Origin of the sequence: Kitasatospora misakiensis (assembly GCF_042656005.1) — a bacterium.
In the GTDB taxonomy this organism is placed as follows: domain Bacteria; phylum Actinomycetota; class Actinomycetes; order Streptomycetales; family Streptomycetaceae; genus Kitasatospora; species Kitasatospora misakiensis.
This window is the reverse complement of record NZ_JBHSOF010000007.1, coordinates 17,770-36,534: the sequence shown is the minus strand read 5'-3', so window position 1 is coordinate 36,534 and position 18,765 is coordinate 17,770. Positions and strand designations below refer to the sequence as shown.

At 69.2% G+C, this 18,765-nt stretch carries 19 protein-coding genes; 7 read left to right on the top strand and 12 right to left on the bottom strand.

Annotated features, from left to right (window positions below; genetic code table 11):
* Positions 1-80: 80 nt before the first annotated feature.
* Positions 81-1,034 (top strand): LPXTG cell wall anchor domain-containing protein, encoded by a 954-nt coding sequence (locus ACFP3U_RS08120; RefSeq protein ID WP_380224592.1) that lies wholly within the window; start codon positions 81-83, stop codon positions 1,032-1,034.
* A gap of 354 nt (positions 1,035-1,388) precedes the next feature.
* On the opposite strand, the gene ACFP3U_RS08115 is transcribed toward ACFP3U_RS08120, so the two are convergent.
* The 3 genes from ACFP3U_RS08115 to ACFP3U_RS08105 all read right to left on the bottom strand — a co-directional run bounded on the left by ACFP3U_RS08115 (position 1,389) and on the right by ACFP3U_RS08105 (position 4,120).
* Positions 1,389-2,552 carry a hypothetical protein gene (locus ACFP3U_RS08115; RefSeq protein ID WP_380224590.1) on the bottom strand — a complete coding sequence of 388 codons (1,164 nt, stop codon included), beginning with the start codon at positions 2,550-2,552 and terminating at the stop codon, positions 1,389-1,391.
* On the bottom strand, positions 2,531-3,052 hold the full coding sequence (locus tag ACFP3U_RS08110; RefSeq protein WP_380224588.1) for a DUF4365 domain-containing protein: 522 nt from the start codon (positions 3,050-3,052) through the stop codon (positions 2,531-2,533). Before ACFP3U_RS08110 ends, ACFP3U_RS08115 begins: the two co-directional genes overlap by 22 nt.
* 243 nt (positions 3,053-3,295) lie before the next feature.
* Positions 3,296-4,120 (bottom strand): hypothetical protein, encoded by an 825-nt coding sequence (locus ACFP3U_RS08105; protein WP_380224587.1) that lies wholly within the window; start codon positions 4,118-4,120, stop codon positions 3,296-3,298.
* A gap of 265 nt (positions 4,121-4,385) precedes the next feature.
* On the opposite strand from ACFP3U_RS08105, the gene ACFP3U_RS08100 reads away from it, so the two are divergent.
* On the top strand, positions 4,386-5,447 hold the full coding sequence (locus tag ACFP3U_RS08100; RefSeq protein ID WP_380224586.1) for a phosphotransferase: 1,062 nt from the start codon (positions 4,386-4,388) through the stop codon (positions 5,445-5,447).
* Between the two features lie 254 nt (positions 5,448-5,701).
* Here the strand turns inward: ACFP3U_RS08100 and ACFP3U_RS08095 are convergent, their stop codons facing one another.
* Positions 5,702-6,568, bottom strand: a complete 867-nt coding sequence (locus tag ACFP3U_RS08095) for a class I SAM-dependent methyltransferase (RefSeq protein ID WP_380224584.1) — start codon at positions 6,566-6,568, stop codon at positions 5,702-5,704.
* Between the two features lie 176 nt (positions 6,569-6,744).
* On the opposite strand from ACFP3U_RS08095, the gene ACFP3U_RS08090 reads away from it, so the two are divergent.
* Positions 6,745-8,451, top strand: coding sequence for a proline--tRNA ligase (locus ACFP3U_RS08090; RefSeq protein ID WP_380224583.1), 1,707 nt, complete (start codon positions 6,745-6,747; stop codon positions 8,449-8,451).
* A gap of 12 nt (positions 8,452-8,463) precedes the next feature.
* On the opposite strand, the gene ACFP3U_RS08085 is transcribed toward ACFP3U_RS08090, so the two are convergent.
* The 5 genes from ACFP3U_RS08085 to ACFP3U_RS08065 form a co-directional block, all read right to left on the bottom strand.
* Positions 8,464-9,129, bottom strand: coding sequence for a PIG-L deacetylase family protein (locus tag ACFP3U_RS08085; protein WP_380224582.1), 666 nt, complete (start codon positions 9,127-9,129; stop codon positions 8,464-8,466).
* Positions 9,126-10,007 carry a radical SAM family protein gene (locus ACFP3U_RS08080; protein ID WP_380224581.1) on the bottom strand — a complete coding sequence of 294 codons (882 nt, stop codon included), beginning with the start codon at positions 10,005-10,007 and terminating at the stop codon, positions 9,126-9,128. Before ACFP3U_RS08080 ends, ACFP3U_RS08085 begins: the two co-directional genes overlap by 4 nt.
* A gap of 54 nt (positions 10,008-10,061) precedes the next feature.
* Positions 10,062-11,102, bottom strand: a complete 1,041-nt coding sequence (locus ACFP3U_RS08075) for a glycosyltransferase family 4 protein (RefSeq protein WP_380224580.1) — start codon at positions 11,100-11,102, stop codon at positions 10,062-10,064.
* A 47-nt stretch (positions 11,103-11,149) separates the two neighbouring features.
* Positions 11,150-11,749: a hypothetical protein gene (locus tag ACFP3U_RS08070; RefSeq protein ID WP_380224579.1), complete on the bottom strand. Its 600-nt coding sequence runs from the start codon at positions 11,747-11,749 to the stop codon at positions 11,150-11,152.
* Between the two features lie 213 nt (positions 11,750-11,962).
* Positions 11,963-12,541: an ATP-binding protein gene (locus ACFP3U_RS08065; RefSeq protein ID WP_380224578.1), complete on the bottom strand. Its 579-nt coding sequence runs from the start codon at positions 12,539-12,541 to the stop codon at positions 11,963-11,965.
* 247 nt (positions 12,542-12,788) lie between these two features.
* On the opposite strand from ACFP3U_RS08065, the gene ACFP3U_RS08060 reads away from it, so the two are divergent.
* Together ACFP3U_RS08060 and ACFP3U_RS08055 are read left to right on the top strand one after the other, a co-directional pair.
* A complete protein-coding gene (locus ACFP3U_RS08060; protein ID WP_380224577.1) occupies positions 12,789-13,562 on the top strand; it encodes an aminotransferase class IV family protein in 774 nt (257 codons plus the stop codon).
* Positions 13,563-13,621: 59 nt separating this feature from the next.
* The gene (locus ACFP3U_RS08055; RefSeq protein WP_380224576.1) at positions 13,622-14,359 is read left to right on the top strand and encodes an SUMF1/EgtB/PvdO family nonheme iron enzyme; all 738 of its coding nucleotides are present in this window, start codon (positions 13,622-13,624) and stop codon (positions 14,357-14,359) included.
* A gap of 234 nt (positions 14,360-14,593) precedes the next feature.
* On the opposite strand, the gene ACFP3U_RS08050 is transcribed toward ACFP3U_RS08055, so the two are convergent.
* The 3 genes from ACFP3U_RS08050 to ACFP3U_RS08040 all read right to left on the bottom strand — a co-directional run bounded on the left by ACFP3U_RS08050 (position 14,594) and on the right by ACFP3U_RS08040 (position 16,682).
* Complete coding sequence (locus ACFP3U_RS08050) at positions 14,594-15,556, bottom strand: hypothetical protein (RefSeq protein ID WP_380224575.1); 963 nt, start codon at positions 15,554-15,556, stop codon at positions 14,594-14,596.
* A 229-nt stretch (positions 15,557-15,785) separates the two neighbouring features.
* Positions 15,786-15,935, bottom strand: a complete 150-nt coding sequence (locus ACFP3U_RS08045) for a hypothetical protein (protein ID WP_380224574.1) — start codon at positions 15,933-15,935, stop codon at positions 15,786-15,788.
* 105 nt (positions 15,936-16,040) lie between these two features.
* On the bottom strand, positions 16,041-16,682 hold the full coding sequence (locus tag ACFP3U_RS08040; protein ID WP_380224573.1) for an ATP-binding protein: 642 nt from the start codon (positions 16,680-16,682) through the stop codon (positions 16,041-16,043).
* Positions 16,683-16,910: 228 nt separating this feature from the next.
* On the opposite strand from ACFP3U_RS08040, the gene ACFP3U_RS08035 reads away from it, so the two are divergent.
* On the top strand, positions 16,911-17,771 hold the full coding sequence (locus tag ACFP3U_RS08035) for a hypothetical protein (RefSeq protein ID WP_380224572.1): 861 nt from the start codon (positions 16,911-16,913) through the stop codon (positions 17,769-17,771).
* 216 nt (positions 17,772-17,987) lie between these two features.
* Positions 17,988-18,752, top strand: a complete 765-nt coding sequence (locus tag ACFP3U_RS08030) for a YcnI family copper-binding membrane protein (RefSeq protein ID WP_380224571.1) — start codon at positions 17,988-17,990, stop codon at positions 18,750-18,752.
* The last annotated feature ends 13 nt before the right edge of the window (positions 18,753-18,765 follow it).

Here is an 18,765-nt window from a genome sequence, read left to right as displayed (position 1 = left end):
CGTACAACCGTTCGCGCGCCTCGGCTGTCAATCGAACGAACATCCTGCCGACCGACACTCCCACCACCGGAGCCCTGATCGTGCGCACTTCCCGTCTCACCACTGCGGCGGCCCTGCTCGCGCTGACCACCGCGGCCACCGTCGCCGGCACCACGGGCGCGTTCGCCGCCGCAACGACCGGCCCCTCGGCCGCCGCGACGACCAGCCCCTCGGCCGCCGCGACGGAAACGCCGTCCGCCGCGGCGACCACGCCCACGGCCACGGTCTCGGCCTCGGCCACTGGGACCCCGTCGGCCACGCCGACCCTGCCCGACGGCTGCCAGTACCAGCGCGACGTCAAGATGCCGGTGCACACCACCGCCTCCTCGATCACGCTCACCCGGGACGGCGCGTCGCAGGACATCGCCGTCTCGTTCCAGAACACCAGCTCGACCACGCTGACCAAGTTCCGGATCGACTACCTGGTGGACGGCATCAAGGGCCTCGGGCTGCCCAAGTCGCTCGTCAAGGTCCAGGACGGCGCCTGGACCGCACCGGCCCTGCCGCCCGGCGCCCACACCCCGATCTCCCTCGGCTCCTTCCAGGTCAAGCCGAACGAAATGATCACCGTGACGATCAGGCTCACCGCCGACGCGACGACGATCAACTCGCAGTACGACCTCTCCGTCACCGGCAACTCCGAGGTCCTGCCGTGGGGCGCCGGCCCGGAGAACGTCAAGTACACCTGCAACCGGCTGACCGGGTCGTTCAAGGGCCCGATCAACGTCGTCAACAAGGCCCCGGCCACGTCGACCCCGTCGCCGTCGACCACCGCCACGCCGACCACGAGCGCCTCGCCCTCGCCGAGCGCCACCCGCACGGCGACCGCGCCCCCCGCAGGCACCACCGGCTCGACCGGCTCCACGGGCGGCCACCTGGCCGAGACCGGCGCGAGCTCCAGCACCGTGCCGCTCGCCGTCACCGGCGGCATCGCGATCGCCCTCGGCGCCGGCGCCGTCCTCGTCGCCCGCCGCCGCAAGGCCGCCCGCGGCTGACCACCCCTCCGACAACGGTGACGTCCCGTCCGCGCACACCCGCGCGGACGGGACGCCGTCGTCAGGCCACCGGCCGACGGCGGTGCCCGCTCAGGACACGGCGCGCAGCAGGGCGCCGTCCTGCCACTTGAGGATCTTTTGACCCCGCAAGCCCGTGACCTGTGGGTTCGATCGTAAAAGTGCCACTGACCAGGCGAAACTACCTTCAGTAGCTCGCACTGGTCAGCGGCACTTTGGGCCCTCGTGTGCCACAGATGTGCCCTGCCGATGCTGCAAGATCCACCACCCCGGAGCACCCGACCTCGGGTACGGGGCCGAAAAGGCCCCCAGCATCGTTCTTGTCTCGGTCGTCGGCTATGCAAGAGTGGGCTGGAACTCATCGATTGGTCGGCACTTCACTGGGTTGTCAACCATCAGGCGACGACCGATGCCAACTAGTACCTCCCCTTCCACGATTACAGCTCTCTGTGTCTGGTGCCATGACACAGCCTCCTGATAGTGGGCGAATGGCAATCGAACGCGGATCTCGGACAGACGTCCGCGACGGACCGTGGAGATCGTCACGTAGCCGAAGGGGTCTTTCGTCAGCCGCCGTAGCTCGATGATGTTTCCCGAGAAGCTCGACCTTGCGTCGATGCGGGTCCTTTTGAGCATGGCCGCAGCCTCTTCGATCTTCCGGTGAGCATCACCGTCGATGGAAATGGAGTCAGGCATAGTGGCTGGGCCAGGCAGAGACTCGGCCCAGTCGAAGGTCGTTTCGAACTCCCCGATTGCCGGCTCGGCCAGGATCTGAGCCAGGGCCGAACAAAATTCCCTGCTGACACCTCGTTCAACGACGGTATGGAGGTCGCCGACAGAGGGAGTTCCTTCCGGGTCGACAATGATCTCCTTTACGGCCATGATCGACTGAGCGAACGTCCTGGTGACCCGTCGTTCGAACGGTTCGGGAGCCGCAGTGTAGAGCTCCATGTCCGGCAAGGGCATCTGCCCCTCTGAGACCGCTGGCGGGTCGGGGAGCGGAACCAGCACAGGAATGATGAAGGAGCCCTCCTGGGTGTGATCCATACGGGCCCTCTTGAGGACCTCGTCACCACGGCGTGCGTAGTTCCCTGCGATGTCTCCCCGCTCGTGCCAGGCGGTGGTTCCTGCGGCCCGCAACAGCTTTCGGGCCGAGCCGATTACAGTCGCTGCTGCTTCAAACGGGATGGTGTCTGTGATCCGGTGGTCGTTCGCGGCCCGCAGGAGAGTCACATCCATGCGGTGATAGCGAATCTTGGGTGCGAGGGCAGCCACGGAGATGCGCTCGTGTTGGGCAAGACGTTCCAGGATGCCTCTCGCGATCACGGGATCATTCTTGGAGACAGCCGGGACCCCAATCTTGGCCTCCCCCTTGATCCAGATCGCGCCTCCGGTCCCGGGCGGCTGGCTCGACCACCCGGTGTGCTTCATATAGGCACGCAACTGGGGCATCGTTGGAATCCGCACCGGAGGGCTTCCTATGCCGCTGGCGAGAAGCATGCCTCAACCTCCTCGTGCCAGAGCCTGAGTACATCAGCGGTAAACCGCTGCGACTTCGGGATCCGGATCTTGTCCCCTGCCTCCGTCTGGTTCACCCTTACCCAGAACGCCGCTGCTCTATGGTCGGTGCCAGTCTCGTGGTGTTTGATCCACTGCGGGCGATCGTCGACGTCCAAGATCACAAGAACGAAGTAGACGGGCAGCAGGCTCTGCGACCACTGCTCCCGCCAGTAGAGTTCCGATTGCCATGTGGCACTCTTGCCTGCGATCGAGAACCCACCTGTGCACTTGATCTGAAGCCGTGCCGGCGCGAGCGCAAAGTCGACAGTGGCGTCGACCGCGAGGACGTCCTCGTCGGGCGAGGTTTCGGTGAAGCCGACGCCCGCCTGACTCACTATCGAACGCACATACGAGACGCCATAGCGTCCTTTGGCGCCGTTCTGACTTAGAGTCACTACGCTGGAGAGGTCTGGTTCCACGCGCGGCAGCGGCACAGTCATGCCGGATATCTTGATCCTTGCTGTCCGCTTCTGTCAGCGACTTGTTAATAATCGGTTCGCGGACCGCCGCTTTTCCGTCACACGGCTCCAGCTTTCAAGAGGTCAGCGAGCTGGCAGGCTCATGTTTGGCCGCGCCGACGCAGCTCGGGCTGAGCATCCTGCTGGTGCCGCCCGAACTGCTGCAGTCCAAGCCACCTGAGGTAGGGCCGGATGTCTTCCGGGGCACCGCGGTGGTGTGCCCTGTCAGCTCGTGCGGGGCGCGTCCGTCAGCGGCGTCAGGTAACCGATGCCGGCGTCCGTGATCCACTCGGCGGTGTCGCTGTCCAGTTCCCATGGCGCCTTCAGGAGCGTCGCATGCAGGGTGCTGTGGTCCTGCAGGGTGGGCGGCTCGGGCAGCAGTCGCTCGCGGTACTCCGCGTCGGGACCCCAGTTGGCATCTTCCGGGTTGTCGAGCATCGCCATGAACTGGTCCACGCGTGCCGGCCAGGTTGGGTGGCCCCACCACTGCTGGCAGGCCAGGGCACCGTGGCAAGCCGTGCGGAGCAGGCCGAAGCGGACACCCTTGTCCTCCATCTGCGCGACGAAGCCTCGCAGGCTCTGGTCAGCGTGCTCCATGTACTCGTCGAGGTCCGCCTCGGTCCGTGCGAGATCGCCGAGCATGGCACCGGTCGCGAGCTTCCGCGCGGGATTGGTCAGCCAACGGAAGAGCCGATAGCCGAGCGCATCGGCATCGTCCACGGTGAGCCCTGTAAATCCGTCACTGGTGATGACGCCGAACTCCCTCGTCCATCCCCGGAGCCGCTGGCGCACACCGTGGGTGGTGTGGCTGTTGACCCGCATCATGTCACCGTCGGACAGGCGCCCCTCGGCGTGCCAGTTCTCGACGCAGCTGTTGCGCCAGGCGCCATTGGTGATGCCGATCGCAAGGACGTCCAGCAGCGCGGCCAGATCGGCGGGGTCGACCCCTGCCTTCGCGAGCATCCCCTCGAAGACCTCTTCGGTCATCCGGGCCTGGACCTCGTCGATGCGACGCTGGATGTCATCCGGGACGCTGCTCGCGTCAGCCATCGGGTTTCCTCTCGGACTCTGTGCTCTGCCCGGCCGATCCTAGGTGGCATTGGGGCGACTCGGCGGCCGGATCCGCAGCGCGGGCCGGCTTGCCTGGCGCCCGCCGCGGCAGGCTGCCCCGCGCCTACGGTCGACCTGGCAGCGAGCATGGTCGCCCCGCAGCCAACCTGGACCGTTCGCGTGCCACGGCCACGGACGGCTCGTCCCGTTGACGTTGTTGGTGAACCTCGCGCGTTGGGAGGTCCACGCCGCTAGCCTCACTTGGGTGGTGGAAGCGACTGGCGATGTCCCGGGAGGCTCGCGGTATAGCGAGATCACCCAGGATCTGGCCGTACTCGGCGAGGCATTCGGGCTCGGCGAGGTTCGGGAGTACCGCTTTCTGTCTGCTGGTTTGATGAACGGGAACTGGCGGCTGGACACGGTCGGAGGCCGGTTCGCGCTGAAGCGGATCATGGATGTGCCGCTGCCACTCGCCCGTCGGAACCTGGCGGTCCTCCCGGAGCTAGTCGACGCTGGCGTCCCGGTCGGGCGGCCCTCGACGACCTCCGCCGGGGAGACGGTGGTGGAGATCGCAGGGCGCGGATACTGCCTGATTCCTTGGACGGAGGGCGGCCACCGGCCCGGTATCTCGCTCACGCTGGACCAGGCGACCGACCTCGGCGTCCTACTCGGCCAAATCCACCAGAACCTGAACTGCGCGCGGACCGCTCGCCTGCTGCCGCCAGGGCTGGAGCAGGTGAAAACGTCGGTGACCACTGCGGAGGCAGCCCGCGCTGAGGCGGACCGGTTCCTCGCACTGATCTCGACTCTGGAGAGCCCGACTGCCTTTGACGCCGAGGCGGCCGTGGTCCTGGGCGAACGCAAGCTGTTGCTCGACAAGTACGGCAGAGAGCGCCCCGACACCGAGATTGCGGTCGGTCCAGTGGGGTGGACGCACGGTGACGTGCAGCACCGCAACGTGCTGTGGCGCGACGGCAGGATCGCCGGGGTGATCGACTGGGATCGCATCCGGGTCCGGCCGTTCGGCGAGGAGGTCGCCCGCACCGCCACGGTGCAGTTCGGCGGTGAGGACGGCTTCCTCGACTTGGAGCGGACCTCGGCGTTCGTGGCCGGCTACCGGTCGATGATCTCGCTCCCGGTGTCGGCGCTGGCGGACGCGGTGGATCGGCTGTGGTGGAAGCGTATGTCGGAGTACTGGCAGTTGGTCTTTCACTACGACCGTGACGACCACTCCTGCGATCACCTCTTCCTGCCCGCCGAGCGTTTCCTGGCCTGGTGGACGGAGCGGCGCGAGGCCGTGCAGGAGGCGTTCGCGGCTTTGCCGTGAGCACCCTCCGGGACAGGATGGTGGCGAGGGACTCGGCCACCTGCTCCAAGTAGTCCGAAGCGGGGATCTGCGGCACCTTGAGGACGATCATCTGGCGCAGGGCTTTGCAGTAGTTCGGCAGCATTCCCCTGTCCGGCGGCAACATCGGCAACGGCCCTATCGGGTCGCCCGGGCGGCGCGCGCCCAGCTTCGGCCGCCCGTCGGCGCGGACCGCGACCCGAGGTCTGCACCACGTATCGAACGTGACGGCAACCTCAGCCCTTGCCGCGTCGTGCGGCAAAGAGGATGTGTGTGCCACCGTCTCGGCTACCAAGGCTTGAACAGGCGGCAGTCTCGTAGGCGAGGAACCGCGCCCAAAGCTCCGGGTCGTCTTCGATTTTCTCAAGGACAGTGGGGTCTTCGAGGCTTGCCCAGTTGCTGGCGGATCCCGCCAGAATCTCGCCGCCGCATTCGGGGATGAGGATGGTTAGCTGTTCCCAAGTGAACATGCGGCAGACGTGGACCATGCCGGGTACGTGGCGCAGGTCGCCAGTCCGGATGACGGCGTCGGTGACGTCGGTGCCGTAGCGGATGGCGAGGTGGGTGGCTCCGGGGAGGCGGGCCCGCCAGCTGCCCCAGAGGGACATGACCGAGGCGACCAGGATGCCACCGGGCTTCAGGACGCGGAGGAGGCCGGCGAGGGCTTGGCGTTCCTGTTCGAAGGCGTAGGAGAGCGGGCCGCCGTAGGCGAGGACGAGATCGAACGAGGCATCCGGGAAGCGGCTGGTGTCCCGGACGTCGAGGGTGTGGCGCGCCTCGACGGCGGGCTCGGCCCCCGCGGCGGTGACGTTGGCCTCGTTCAGCTGGAGTTGAACGGGGGAGATGTCGGTGACGACGATGCGGGCACCGTGCTCGGCCAGCACGGTGGTGAAGCGGCCGGGGCCGGCGCCGACCTCAAGAACTAGCTGACCTTCTTTCAGGTATCTCTCCACGAAGCGACGGTGGATCTCGAAGGACACTCGGCCCGCTACATCCTTGGCGAGCCGGTCCTGCTCCTGCTCGGCGAAATCGTCGTAGTAGCGGCGGATGGCGTCGACGGAACGGTCACTGCTGGGCGTGCCGTCCGCGGTGCCTGCCAACATGCCTCCGTCCGTTCGCCGAACGCGGATGCGACCTGTCCACGTGCTCTGGCCTGGGCTTCTCAAAACGGAGCGTTTCGGGCGTGGCTCCGCCACTAGAATGCGTCTCCCGTCGTGCTGTCGGCGTGAGCGCCGCCGCGACACTCCGCAGTTCCACCGAGAGGACGGTCTCCGGTCCCATGCGTTGGTCCCAGCTGTACGTGCCCACACTCCGGGAAGACCCGGCGGACGCGGATGCGGTGAGCCACCGCCTGCTGGTGAGAGGGGGGTTCGTCCGGCAGCTCATGGCCGGCCACTACTCCCTGCTGCCGCTGGCCGTGCGCGTCCGCTCCAAGGTCGTGGACATCATCCGCGAGGAGATGGCCGCGATCGGCGCCCAGGAGTTTGTCCTGCCCGCCATGCACCCGGCCGAGATCTGGCAGCGCAGCGGTCGCTGGGAGGTAATGGGCGAGGAGATGTTCCGACTCAAGGACCGCAAGGGCGCGGACCTTGCGCTCGGCATGACGCACGAGGAGATCTTCACCGTCCTGTCCCAGGAGCTGAAGTCGTACCGGGACCTGCCGCAGATGTGGTACCAGTTCCAGACCAAGTTCCGCGACGAGGCCCGCCCGAAGAGTGGCCTGCTGCGGGTGCGCGAGTTCACCATGAAGGACTCGTACAGCTTCGACATCGAGTCGGCCGGACTCGACCGCTCCTTCGACCTGCACAAGGCCGCTTACGAGCGGATCTTCGCCCGCCTGGGCCTGCCCGCGATCCCGGTACAGGCGTCCAGCGGCAGCATGGGCGGCAGCGCGTCGGTGGAGTTCATGAGCCCCTCGAACGCCGGTGAGGACCTGGTGGTCCGCTGCCCCGGCTGCGACTACGCGGCGAACACCGAGAAGGCGACTTCCGCCCTGCCCGCTGTGGTGGACGGCCCCGGCCTGGACACCCCGGAGCGGTTCGACACTCCGAACGCGCGCACCATCGAGGAGCTGTCCGTCCAGCACGATGTACCGGCCGAGCGGCAGATCAAGACGCTGGTGTACGTGGTTGACGAGCAGCTGACCCTCGTCCTGGTCCGCGGTGACCATGCCCTGGTCGAGCAGAAGCTCATCGACACACTCGCCGCCAATGCGGTGCGGCCCGCGACCGCTGAGGAGATCCAGGCCGCACTCGGCGCCTCCCCGGGCAGCCTCGGCGCGGTCGGTGTTGCCGAACTGCCCATCCTCGCGGACGAGGCCCTGCGCGGGCGGACCGACATGGCCACCGGCGCCAACAGCAACGGCGTCCACCTGCGCGGTGTTTCAGTCGAGCGGGACATCGCCGTACAGCGGTGGGCGGACCTGCGCGAGGTGAACGCCGGAGAGCCCTGCCCGCAGTGCGATGCGCCGCTGGAGGTCGTGGTCACGATCGAGGTGGGCCACATCTTCAAGCTCGGCCGCAAGTACACCGAGACCCTCGGCGTGACCGTCCTCGGGCGGGACGGCGAGCGCGTCGTCCCGATCATGGGCAGCTACGGGATCGGCGTGGAACGGGCGCTCGCCTCCATCGTGGAGACGCACCACGACGACAAGGGCATCGTCTGGCCCGTCGCGGTCGCCCCGTTCGAGGTGGCCGTCGTCGTCCTCGGAGCCAAGGACGAGAAGGTGGTCGAGGGCGCCGAGGGCCTGTACCGGCAGCTGAAGAGCGAGCGGGTAGACGTGCTGCTGGACGACCGCGACGAGCGGCCCGGCGTGAAGTTCCGCGACGTCGAGCTGATCGGCATCCCCTACCGGATCACGGTCGGCTCCCGCGGCTTGGCCGACGGTACGGTCGAGGTCACCACCCGGGCCACCGGCGAGACCCAGTCGGTGCCGGTGGCCGCGGCGGTGGAACACGTCCGTAAGCTGCTGACGTCCGCTGCGTAAGAGGTCGGCTTGTCAGCCGGCCACCCGGTGGAACACCTCGGTGAGAAGTGTCTCTGGGTAACAGCGGAGGATCTTTGCGGTGCTGCGCGCCTGGGTCTCGTAGTGACCCATGGCGCGCAGCTTTGCTTCCAGGCTGTCGCCCACCCGGGTACGGAGGGTGGCTGGTAGGCGCATCGCCTCGACCTGCGCGGGGTCCAGGAAGCCTGGTCTGGCCGGTTCGGTGTACGGAGTCGTACTGGTCACCAGCAGTACCTCCGGGGTCGGGTCGTAGCGGTCGAGCGCGGCGAGGGCGATCCGGTGGGCGGAACGGTGGTCCGGGTGGCCGTTCATCCCGTTGGGAGGGAAGGCCACCACCCGGTGCGGTGTCCAGCGCCGGAGCGAGTCCAGGACCAGGCTCGTTGCCTCCGTCTCGTGGTCCACGAGACGGCCGTCGGGCAGGTCGTGAACCTCGGCCTGGGAAACGCCCAGGGACTCGACCGCCCGACGCAGTTCCCGCTCGCGAACAGCTGGCAGCTCGGCTTCGGTGCACATGCCGAGGGTTCTGCCGGCGCCGCCACGTGTGAGGGTGACAGTGACCACGGTGCCGCTGTTCCGGGCGGTGTGGTGGATGAGCCCCCCGCAGTGCAGCGTCTCGTCGTCGGGATGCGCGAGGACGACGAGCAGGTCGGCTCTGGTCATCCCCCGACCTCTGTGTCGACGTCATCCAGGGCGGCCAGCCGGTCGAGGATGTCGGCATCGCTGATGTTGCCGATCATGTGCCGTCGATCGTTGGTGTCCTCGCTCTGCCATGAGGCGGCGGGCGATTGCTCGGGGGTCCATACCAGTCCGGCGGAGTCGATCAGCAGGTATCGGTGCTTGCGGCCGTGTGCCCTCTTGGCCACGACCGTCAGTCCGCCGGGGGCATTCTCCCTGGCGATTGTGGCGGCCTGCTCGAAGTCGGTGCCGTTGACGAGGTAGCGGTTGCGGTTGTGGTGGCCGAGCGGTCCGATGGGCATGAACTGGAAGAGCTGCCACTCCCGGACGCAGGTATATCCACGGAGCAGTTCGGCCATGGCCGCGAGGTCGTCGGTGTTGCCGGCGTGAACGACCGTGTTGATACAGGTCGCTGCGCCGATTTCCTCCAACTGCGCGAGGATCGCCAACTGGGAGGAGACGGTGGCGTGTCGGCGGAACTGTTGCTGAATGGCGTCGGTACTTCCGTCGAGGGGGATGCCGATCAGATCGGTCACGGCGGCCACCTCTGCCGCTGACACGTGGTCGGCCGTTCCGGTGCCCATGAAGCGGATGCGGGCAGGGCCAAGGAAGTTGGTGCCCACGGTGTCCAGCCGGATGCCGTAGCCCAGGCCGTAAAGGCCCTTGAGCAGGGGGAGGATGTCCGGTCGGGTGAGTGGATCACCACCTCCGACGGTGATCTTCTCCATGCCGAACCGATCGCGTAGGCCGGCCGCGAAGAGCAGGACGTGGGAGGTGTCGCTGATGGTTCGGCCGAAGTAGTTGTAGCAGCCGGGACAGGCGACGAAGCAGCTCTTGCCCGCGCTGAGGATGACACTGCGCATGGTGCCTCACTGGGTTGGTGGAGACGGGTGCTGGGCAGTGCGGTGTCTGGTGGATCAGGTGTACAGAGCTGTCCGGTAGGCGGTGTCGTAGCCGTCGGCCATCCGGCGGATCGAGAACTCGGAGGCCACGTGCGCGCGGCAGGCGGCGCGGTCGATCGCTTCGAGTTGGTGGATGGCGTTGGCCAGTTCCTGGGCGGTGTCGGCCAGGTAGCCGGTGATGCCGTGTCGGACGAGTTCGGGGGCTGCCCCTGTGCGCAGGGACACAACGGGCGTCCCGCAGGCCATGGACTCGATGGGGACGAGTCCGAACGGCTCGGGGATGAGCGAGGTCATCAGGGTGCCAGCGGCGCCTGCGAGCAGGTCGGTCTTGCTCGCGAAGTCGAGCTCTCCGAGGAAGGAGACCTGTTCGCCGTCCACGTGCGGTCGTACCTGCTGCTCGAAGTACACCTGGTCGCGAGGCTTGATCCGTCCCGCGATCTTGAGCGGCACTCCAGCGAGCCTCGCTGCGGTGATGGCGAGGTGGACGCCCTTCTCGGGCCTGATCCTCCCCAGGAACACCACGTACGGGCACGGGTCGGCCCCTGCGCCGAAGGGGAACGCCTGCAGGTCGACGCCGTGGTGGATCGTGCCGAGGTAGTTGAGCTCGGGCAGGCGGGAGCGCTGGTCATGGCTGATCGCCACGTACCGCTCGTCGGCGAACCGGCGGAAGAGCGGTGCGTTGTCGTCGTTGAAGAAGCAGTGCACGGTGTGGACCACCGGAGTCCGTAGGCCGTGGAGCACAGGGATCGCCAGGCAGCCGGTGTTGGAGTGCACGTGGGAGTGGATGACGTCGAACTCGTCGGCGCGGTCGCGGACCTCTGCCAGTTGCAGCATGCGGTAGACCTCCGGCTCGTGGATCCGCGGGTCCGCAAGCAGTGCCGTTGTCCCGATGCCGTGGAGGTTGCCGGCCACCTTGGAGTCGCCGGAGGCGAAGACCGTGATTTCGTGACCGTCGAGGACCTGGGCGGCGGTGAGCTCCGCGACCAGCGTCTCGACGGCTCCATAGCCCTTGGGCGGGACGCTTTCCCACAGCGGCGCCACGTGTGCGATGCGCATGTTCGTCTCCTCGGGAACGAGGTGATTCGTCGTGCCGGCGGACCGCGTCAGGCTGATGTGCCGACCTGCAGTTCGGGAGTCCTGGTAAGGAAGTCGCGCACCTCGTCCGTGCACCTGCGGATGGCTGCCTCGTGGGATTCGAGGGTGAAGAGGGTGAGGTACCGGGCGATGTTCGATTCGTAGATCCGCGGGTTGATGATGTGGGCGGCCATCGTGTCCGGCCACAGGGGCAGCATCCACACGTGAAAGTGCGGGCGGTCGAGCTTCTCCTCCTGGTACGTCTGCACTGCGGCCAGGCCCAGCCGTTCCCGCATGGCCCGGCGGACGAAGTGCGTGATGCGGGCGATCCTCTCGGCGAGGGCGAGGTCCATCTCGTCGAGGGCGCCGATGTGCGGTCGGACGCCGACGACCATGAATCCCGGCACGGCCCATTCGGCGTCCTGTCGAACAGTGACGGTGCCGTCGTCGTAGACGGGAGCGAGGATGTCCGGCAGGTGGGATTCCGTCTGGTTCATGAAGCAGCCCCGGCAGGTGCCCTCGTCGACGAGGTGGCTGGGGCCGCCGAGGAAGTCCAGGTAGCGGTGTCCGGGAGGTGGTGTCCCGGGCTGGCGGGGTGTGGGGACGGACTTGTGCACGTTCTCTCCCATCGCGGTTGCATCGGTATAGGTGCGGGGCCGGAAGCGGCCGGGATCGGGCTGCCTCTGCTGGTGAGCGCCTCCGGCAGCAATCACACAAGGAACTCGCTGACCGTCGAATTGGCGCGGGCTGCGGGAACGCTCTGAGAAGCCGTCGCTGCTGGAGATTCCAGTGCCGGCCACTCGCCCTTGGGCCCACCAGGGTGGGCATGGGTATGGTCCGCCTCAGAGCTCCCGAAGGCCGACGAGAGTGCGGGCCATCAGAAGCGGCGGGGCTTGCCCGCGCTTCTGATCCTCGACCAGGTGGCAGGACGCGGGCGGATCGGAAGGGTTCGGGGGACGCTCGGCTCCGACCCTGAGGTCCGGCGCGACCAACGTCAGCTCCGACCAGACGATCTTCCCTGCCGCCGCCGGGAGGTGGTAGTAGCCCCAACGCTCGCTCAGGGCTTCCACGAGGAAGATCCCTCGGCCGCTCTCCGCGTCTTCGCCCACCGACTTGACCACCGGCGGCCGACGGTCGCTGTCCCGCACCGAGAGGACGAGCCGGCCACGGCCGACCATCAATACCAAGGTGATCGTCTGTACCGGGCATGCCTCCGAGAACAGCGAACCGACCGTATCGCTCTTCGAGTGCCGGACGGCGTTGGTGGCGAGCTCGGAGACCAGCAGACGAGCGGTCTCGATGACGTCGGGCGAGACCTGCCAGCGGCCCAGGATGTCGACCGTGTGGCGGCGAGCCCAGGCAACCGGGCTCGGTCTGTCCGCCAGTTCCAACTGACTGAAGCCATGGCGTGCTTGTGACACGGTTCCTCCCAGGTCGGGAGCCGGGTAAGGGCTGCAGGCCGCCTGCAAGCCGCGCGCTTCCCCGATGACAGCAGGGAGAGTGGACAGTCTTGCCAGGGGCGCCAACTTTGAGTGACCAGGTTGACGCTTTAGGTGATCGGCCTGGTATGTCCTGCCTCTGCCTCGGCACCGAACTTCCACTGAACTTCGACCACCGCGCTTGAGAGAAGCCAGGTCCGACGGCTCGCCCGGGTGCCATGCTGAGCGCATGGCGGAACTGAACGGCACCCCGATCGCCCTGGACTCTCTCCAGGCGCTTGCCCTGACCAACTACGGCCACTTCACCTCGATGCGCGTCGAGCACGGTCGCGTTCGCGGCCTCGCCCTGCACATGGCCCGGCTGGCCCGTGACTGCCAGGCCGTGTTCGACACGGAACTCGACTTGGACCGCGTCCGCGAGCTCGCCCGCCGCCTGTCGCCGACCGACGGTGCCGGCGTGGTGCGTGTGACGATCTTCGATCCCGCGCTGGATCTCGGGCACGTCGGATCGGACGCACAGCCCCATGTCCTCGTGACGACTCGACCCGCCGGGCCGCTTCCCCTTCCCCCCATGCGAGTTCAGTCCGCCGTCTACACGCGCGACATGCCGTCGGTGAAGAGCGTCGGCCTGTTCGGCTCGCTCCGCCACCGACGCACCGCCCAGCGCGCCGGCTTCGACGACGCGCTGTTCGTCGACACCGAGTCGGTCATCTCCGAGGGTGGGACCTGGAACGTCGGCTTCGTGAAGGACGGCGAGGTCACCTGGCCCGATGCCGACTGCCTGGTCGGCACCACCATGGAGCTCCTGCGCGAAGCCCACCCGTCCACCACCCGCACCGTCCGTCTGGCCGACGTCGCCGGCTTCGACGCCGCGTTCGCCACCAACATCGGCATCGGAGTGCGCGCCATCGGCGCCATCGACGAGCACACCCTGCCCAGCAGCCACCCGGTCATCGAGCAGCTTCGCAAGGAGTACGACGAACTGCCCGGTGATCTGCTGTAGTTGTCCCTCCGAACACGCACGCGTGGGGGCGCGACGACGGTGGGGGCGGGAGAGCTGCGGTGGCAACCGTGGAAACATGGACCGGTGCCGAGGTCAGGGCGCTGCGTCAAGCGAAGCGGATGAGCATCGAATCGTTCGCCGCTCACCTGGGCATCAGCGCCAGGATGGTGTCCAAGTGGGAAGCTCGGGGTGCGGGCATCACACCGCGGCCGGTGAACCAGGCAGCCCTGGACACGTCTCTGGCCTCATCGGACACCGAGGTCCACGAGCGCTTCGCCCGACTCACCGCCGGATCGCCCTCGGTGCTACCCAATCCGGGTGGAGACGACAGCCTGCCCTTTCCTCGCCAGCACCAGCTCCGACACCCGGGCGACGGCCGGCGGATGGCGCTCGTCGAGGCAGGGGTGTTCCTTGCCGGACCCGGCAAGGAACCGGTCTGGCTGCCCGACTACTACATCGACGTCTTCCCGGTGACGAACGGGGACTACTCGCGCTTCGTCGCGGCCACCTCACACCGCGCGCCCCAGCACTGGCCCGGCGGGAGCTGCCCGGACGAACTGCTCGACCACCCGGTGGTCTTCGTCACCTGGGACGACGCGGCAGCGTATGCGCAATGGGCCGGCAAGACCCTGCCCACGAGCCACCAGTGGGAGAAGGCCGCTCGCGGACCGCGAGGCCACATCTACCCGTGGGGCAACCAGCCGACGCCGGCGAAGTGCAACAGCCGCGAGAGCGGCCTCGCCTCCACCACCCCCGTCAGCTGCTACCACAGCGGTGTCAGCCCGTATGGGGTCTAGGACCTGTGCGGGAACACCTGGGAGTGGTGCCAGGACCAGCCCTCCCCAGGACGCCACGAGCTCAAGGCCGGCGCCTTCACCAGCCCGTTCGCCCGCGCCGTACCGTCCGCCTTCAACGACGCAGCGTCCACCATGCTGGACGACGACACAGGCTTCCGCTGCTGCGCGGTGGACCTCCCCGTCCCGCCCGACATGTCGTAGCACCCTGAGGGTGCAGCGGGCATCCAAAGGCACCTACCCTGTGGTGGCCAGGCCCCCCAAGCCCAACCCGACCACCTTTGCCGAGCGCAGGGCTGCCCTGGCGCGGGCCGCACCGATGCGGGTGGAAGCCTCGCCGCCGCCGACCCCGGGCGTTCGGGGCGCCAGGCCCGCGCAGGGGCCGCAGATGCCCGGCTGGGGCACCGGGTCGTGGCACTTGGCGCACTCGGCGTACCGGGCCGCTGCGGGCCTCACGGCAGGCTGGGCGGGTGGCATCTTGCGCTCCAGGCGGTAGCGGAGCACCGCCACCGCCGAGTGCACCAGGGTGGGCAGGCCCGGCAGCAGGGCGTGAGCGAGGTCGGCCTGGGTCGCGCCTCGCTCCAGCCACCGCGCGACGAGGGGCGCGAGGTCCTCGGCTTCGGCCTGGCCGAGCCGCAGGCGCGGCTCGGGCCGGATCACCCGGAACAGCGTTGCGACCGCCTCGCGGACCTGCTCGTCCGGCACCACCACCGGCTGCTCGCCGGTCTCCTCCTCGGAGTCTTCCGCCCGCCCTCCCGTCCTCGCCTTCGGCTCGTCGGCGAGCACCGGCTCGTCGGCCTGCTCTGCGGGGAGGGAGGGTTCTTTCACCAGGTCCTTTACTACAAGGGCGCCAGCGCCACCGGTGGTCCCTTCACCGGGGACTGGACGGGTGACACCCGGCAACGTCGGCTGCGGGGTGTCGTAGACGTGGGTCTCGGTGCGGATGGTGCCGTCGGGCATGCGGATCTTCTCGACGCGGTAGTACCCGGCGTCGGTCAGCTCCTTCAGAGCCTTGCGGATCGCCCCACGCCCCTGCGGGCTGGAGTCGGCCATGTGCCGGCCGTCCTCGCGCCAACCGTCAGGGCGGGAGAGGAGGTCCGCGAGCAGTCCGCGGGCGGTGAAGGACAGCCGTCGATCCTGCAACAGGCTGTTGGGCAGCACGGTGAAGTTGCGCATGTGGGCGCTACGATGGACACGCATCGGGAGGTTGGACTCCTGTTGCCGGACCCCGGGGTGTTAGCGCACCGCCGGGGTCTCCTATTTTCGGTTTGGCGACGGAACGTACCACAACGACCAGACACACAAGCCGCGTTGACATCAGCGGTCTTGATCAGGTCCAAGGTCTGTCGTTTTTCGACGGATCCGTGTGCGGTTGCCGTCGTGGGTTGCGCGTGGATGTCGGGTGACCGAGCTCCCGCCACTCTGACGCTCAACGGGCGGCAAGGAGTTCTCCGCGCTCGACGGCCTCGCGGAGAACCACGGCGATCTCCTGGGACAGGAGGTTGATCGCGCCGAGAGCAGCGGCCAGAGGGACCTCGACGAGCGGGCAGCCGCCTTCCCTGGTCTGACCAGCGGCCACGGTGCTTGCAAGGCAGGCCCGCCAGCCAAGCTGCGGGCGGGGCTGGTGAGCTCGGACGCCGTTCCAGGTCGCCCCGGCAAAGAGACCGTCGAAGGGGTACCGGCGCTACGAGGCCCGGCGGAGCAAAGCGCCGTCCTGCCACTTGAGGATCTTGTCGAAGCTGACGATCGCGCCGCGGAGGGGGTGGTTGCGGAGTTGGACGTGGTCGGTGAGGGCGTGGATGAGGAAGAGGCCGCGGCCGGACTCGGCGGTGAGGTCGGGGAGGGTGTCGAGGTCGAGCGGGCGGAGGGTGGGCAGCGGGTCGGTGGGCGGGGGGAGGACGTGGGTGTCGTACGGGCGGCCGTCGCGGCGCGGGCGGTGGGTGGTGAGCAGCGGGCCGGGGACGGTGACGCGGCCGCGGCGCGAGCGGTGGCGGGGCTGCGGACGGCCGGCGGGGCGGGCGGGCGCCGCCGCGGGGGCCGGGCGGCGGGCCGGCTGGGCGGGGCCGGGGAGGCCGGGGCCCGAGTCGGTCACCTCGATCCGCAGCAGGTCGCCGCTGATCGACGCGGTGACCTGGTAGCCGTCGTCGGGCCGGCCGCAGGCGCCGTGCTCGACGGCGTTGGCGCAGGCCTCGCTGAGGGCGACGCCGAGATCGTGGGCGATCTGCGGGTCGACGCCCGCGGTCGCCATCGCGCCGAGCAGTATGCGGCGCGCGAGCGGCACGCTGGCCGGGTCGCGCTTGAGGTGCAGAGTCCACCAGATGTCCACGGGAGGTCCCTCCTGGCTGCGGCTCCACATATAACGAGGTATCTCCGGGCGGTGCGGAGGTGAACCGTGCCGGAGGCCCGCTGCCGCCCGTTCGGCGGATGGACGGGGGGACGGGCATGTGCCGAGCAGCGCACACGGAGGGCCGTGCGCGGGGCCGAACGGGGCATTCGTAGGGATTTCCCACCCTGCCGATCCGGTCGCTGTGGGCGATGAGATGATGGCCCGGCCATGACTGCCCCAGCCGCCGCCCCGCACCCGGGCGCCCCCGTACCGGACGCGCCGGTGGGGGCCGCCGCCTGGGACCTGCGGCTTGCCCGGGCGGTCCCGTTCGCCCTGGTGTGCACGCTGATCGCGGCGGCCGGGCACGCCCTGGCGGCCGGCGGGGACGTCACCCCGCCCGCGCTCGCGGCCGGGTTCGCCGCCGTCCTGGTGTTCGCCACCGCCCTCGGCGGCCGGGAGCGCTCGCTCGGCGCGATCGCCGGGGCGCTGGGTGCGGGCCAGTTCGCGCTGCACTGCCTCTTCCACTCCTTCGGCGGCCACGGGGCGGCCGGCGCGGCGGCCGGTGCGATGGCCGGCGCGCACCACCACGGCGGTCCGCTGGGCTCCGGCCCGCTGACGCTTCCGCAGGTGGCCAGTCGGCTGGTCTGCAACGAGGCCCGGCCCGGCACCCTGATCGGGCTGCCCGGAGGGCCGACGGCCGAGCAGGTGGTGGCCGGTGCGGGTCTGGACCCGCAGGCGTACGCGGCCACGCCGTGGTGGCAGGGCGGGCTGTTCGGGATGACGCCGTCGATGCTGGCGGCCCACCTCTGCGCGGCCCTGGTGGCCGGCTGGTGGCTGCGGCGCGGCGAGGCCGCGCTCTGGCGGCTGGTGCGGATCACCGCGGCGGCGGCCGCGCGGGCCGGGGCGGCGGAGCCGCTGCGGACGGCGTGCGCGCTGGCCGCGGTGCTGCTGCGCGGCCTGTTCGGCCTGCCCGGCGGACCGGTCGGCCGGTCCGGTGGCCGCGGTGGGGACGACCCGCTGCCGGCCGGTGCCGCGCTGCGGCACAGCGTGGTGCGGCGCGGCCCGCCGCGCGGGGCGTTCGCGTACTGACCCGCGCCCCCACGCCCCCCGTGTCTCCGGTGTCCCCCACCGGTACCGGTCCGGCGGCGGACGGGAGTACGCGGCAGTCGAGCCGTATCCGCCGGACCCGTGCGGTCCCGCGGCCTCCCCCCACTTCCTCCCCACGCCGCGCGGCCCCGCCGTGGCACGGACCTTCCCGTGCCCGGGAGCGGGCCTGCCGAGCCTCCGATCGGAGACACGAACCCCATGCGTTCCCTTCCCGCCCGTCGTACCGCCGCCGTCGCCCTCGCCGCAGCCGCCTCCGTGGTGGCACTGGCCGGCCCCGCGTTCGCGCACGTCACCGTGAACCCGGGCAGTGCCGAGCAGGGCGGCTACGCCGCCGTCGACTTCCGGGTCCCGAACGAGAACGACGCCGCCGGCACCGTGAAGCTGGAGGTCAACCTCCCGCTGGACCACCCGCTGGCCTCCGTCCGGACCCAGCCGCTGCCGGGCTGGACCGCCACCGTCGAGAAGGCCAAGCTGGACAAGCCGCTCAAGGTGCACGGCAGCGACGTCAACGAGGCCGTCTCCAAGATCACCTGGACCGCCGACGCCGGGGTGAAGATCGCCCCCGGCCAGTTCCAGGAGTTCCGCGTCTCGCTCGGCCCGCTGCCGACCGACACCGACAAGCTGGTCTTCAAGGCGCTGCAGAGCTACGACAACGGCGACGTCGTCCGCTGGATCGACGAGGCCAAGGACGGCCAGCCGGAGCCGGCCAAGCCCGCCCCGGTGCTGAAGCTGACCGCCAAGGCCGGCTCCGGCGACGCCCACGGCGTGACCGCCACCGCCACCCCCGCGGCCGACGGCCACGGGCACGGCGACGCCGCCAAGAACGACGCCGCCTCCTCGGACGACACGGCGAGCGACTCCACCGCCCGGGTGCTCGGCGTCGTCGGCATCGTGGTCGGTGTGATCGGCACCGCCGTCGGCGTCCTCGGCCTGCGCCGCCGGAGCGGCGGTTCGGCCTCCTGACCCCCGCACCGGC

Bases quoted from the DNA above. Each gene is read 5' to 3' on its own strand.
- ACFP3U_RS08115 (WP_380224590.1), bottom strand. From the start codon at position 2,552: ATGCTTCTCGCCAGCGGCATAGGAAGCCCTCCGGTGCGGATTCCAACG.
- ACFP3U_RS08110 (WP_380224588.1), bottom strand. From the start codon at position 3,052: ATGACTGTGCCGCTGCCGCGCGTGGAACCAGACCTCTCCAGCGTAGTG.
- ACFP3U_RS08105 (WP_380224587.1), bottom strand. From the start codon at position 4,120: ATGGCTGACGCGAGCAGCGTCCCGGATGACATCCAGCGTCGCATCGAC.
- ACFP3U_RS08095 (WP_380224584.1), bottom strand. From the start codon at position 6,568: ATGTTGGCAGGCACCGCGGACGGCACGCCCAGCAGTGACCGTTCCGTC.
- ACFP3U_RS08090 (WP_380224583.1), top strand. From the start codon at position 6,745: ATGCGTTGGTCCCAGCTGTACGTGCCCACACTCCGGGAAGACCCGGCG.
- ACFP3U_RS08085 (WP_380224582.1), bottom strand. From the start codon at position 9,129: ATGACCAGAGCCGACCTGCTCGTCGTCCTCGCGCATCCCGACGACGAG.
- ACFP3U_RS08080 (WP_380224581.1), bottom strand. From the start codon at position 10,007: ATGCGCAGTGTCATCCTCAGCGCGGGCAAGAGCTGCTTCGTCGCCTGT.
- ACFP3U_RS08075 (WP_380224580.1), bottom strand. From the start codon at position 11,102: ATGCGCATCGCACACGTGGCGCCGCTGTGGGAAAGCGTCCCGCCCAAG.
- ACFP3U_RS08070 (WP_380224579.1), bottom strand. From the start codon at position 11,749: ATGGGAGAGAACGTGCACAAGTCCGTCCCCACACCCCGCCAGCCCGGG.
- ACFP3U_RS08060 (WP_380224577.1), top strand. From the start codon at position 12,789: ATGGCGGAACTGAACGGCACCCCGATCGCCCTGGACTCTCTCCAGGCG.
- ACFP3U_RS08050 (WP_380224575.1), bottom strand. From the start codon at position 15,556: ATGCGTGTCCATCGTAGCGCCCACATGCGCAACTTCACCGTGCTGCCC.
- ACFP3U_RS08035 (WP_380224572.1), top strand. From the start codon at position 16,911: ATGACTGCCCCAGCCGCCGCCCCGCACCCGGGCGCCCCCGTACCGGAC.
- ACFP3U_RS08030 (WP_380224571.1), top strand. From the start codon at position 17,988: ATGCGTTCCCTTCCCGCCCGTCGTACCGCCGCCGTCGCCCTCGCCGCA.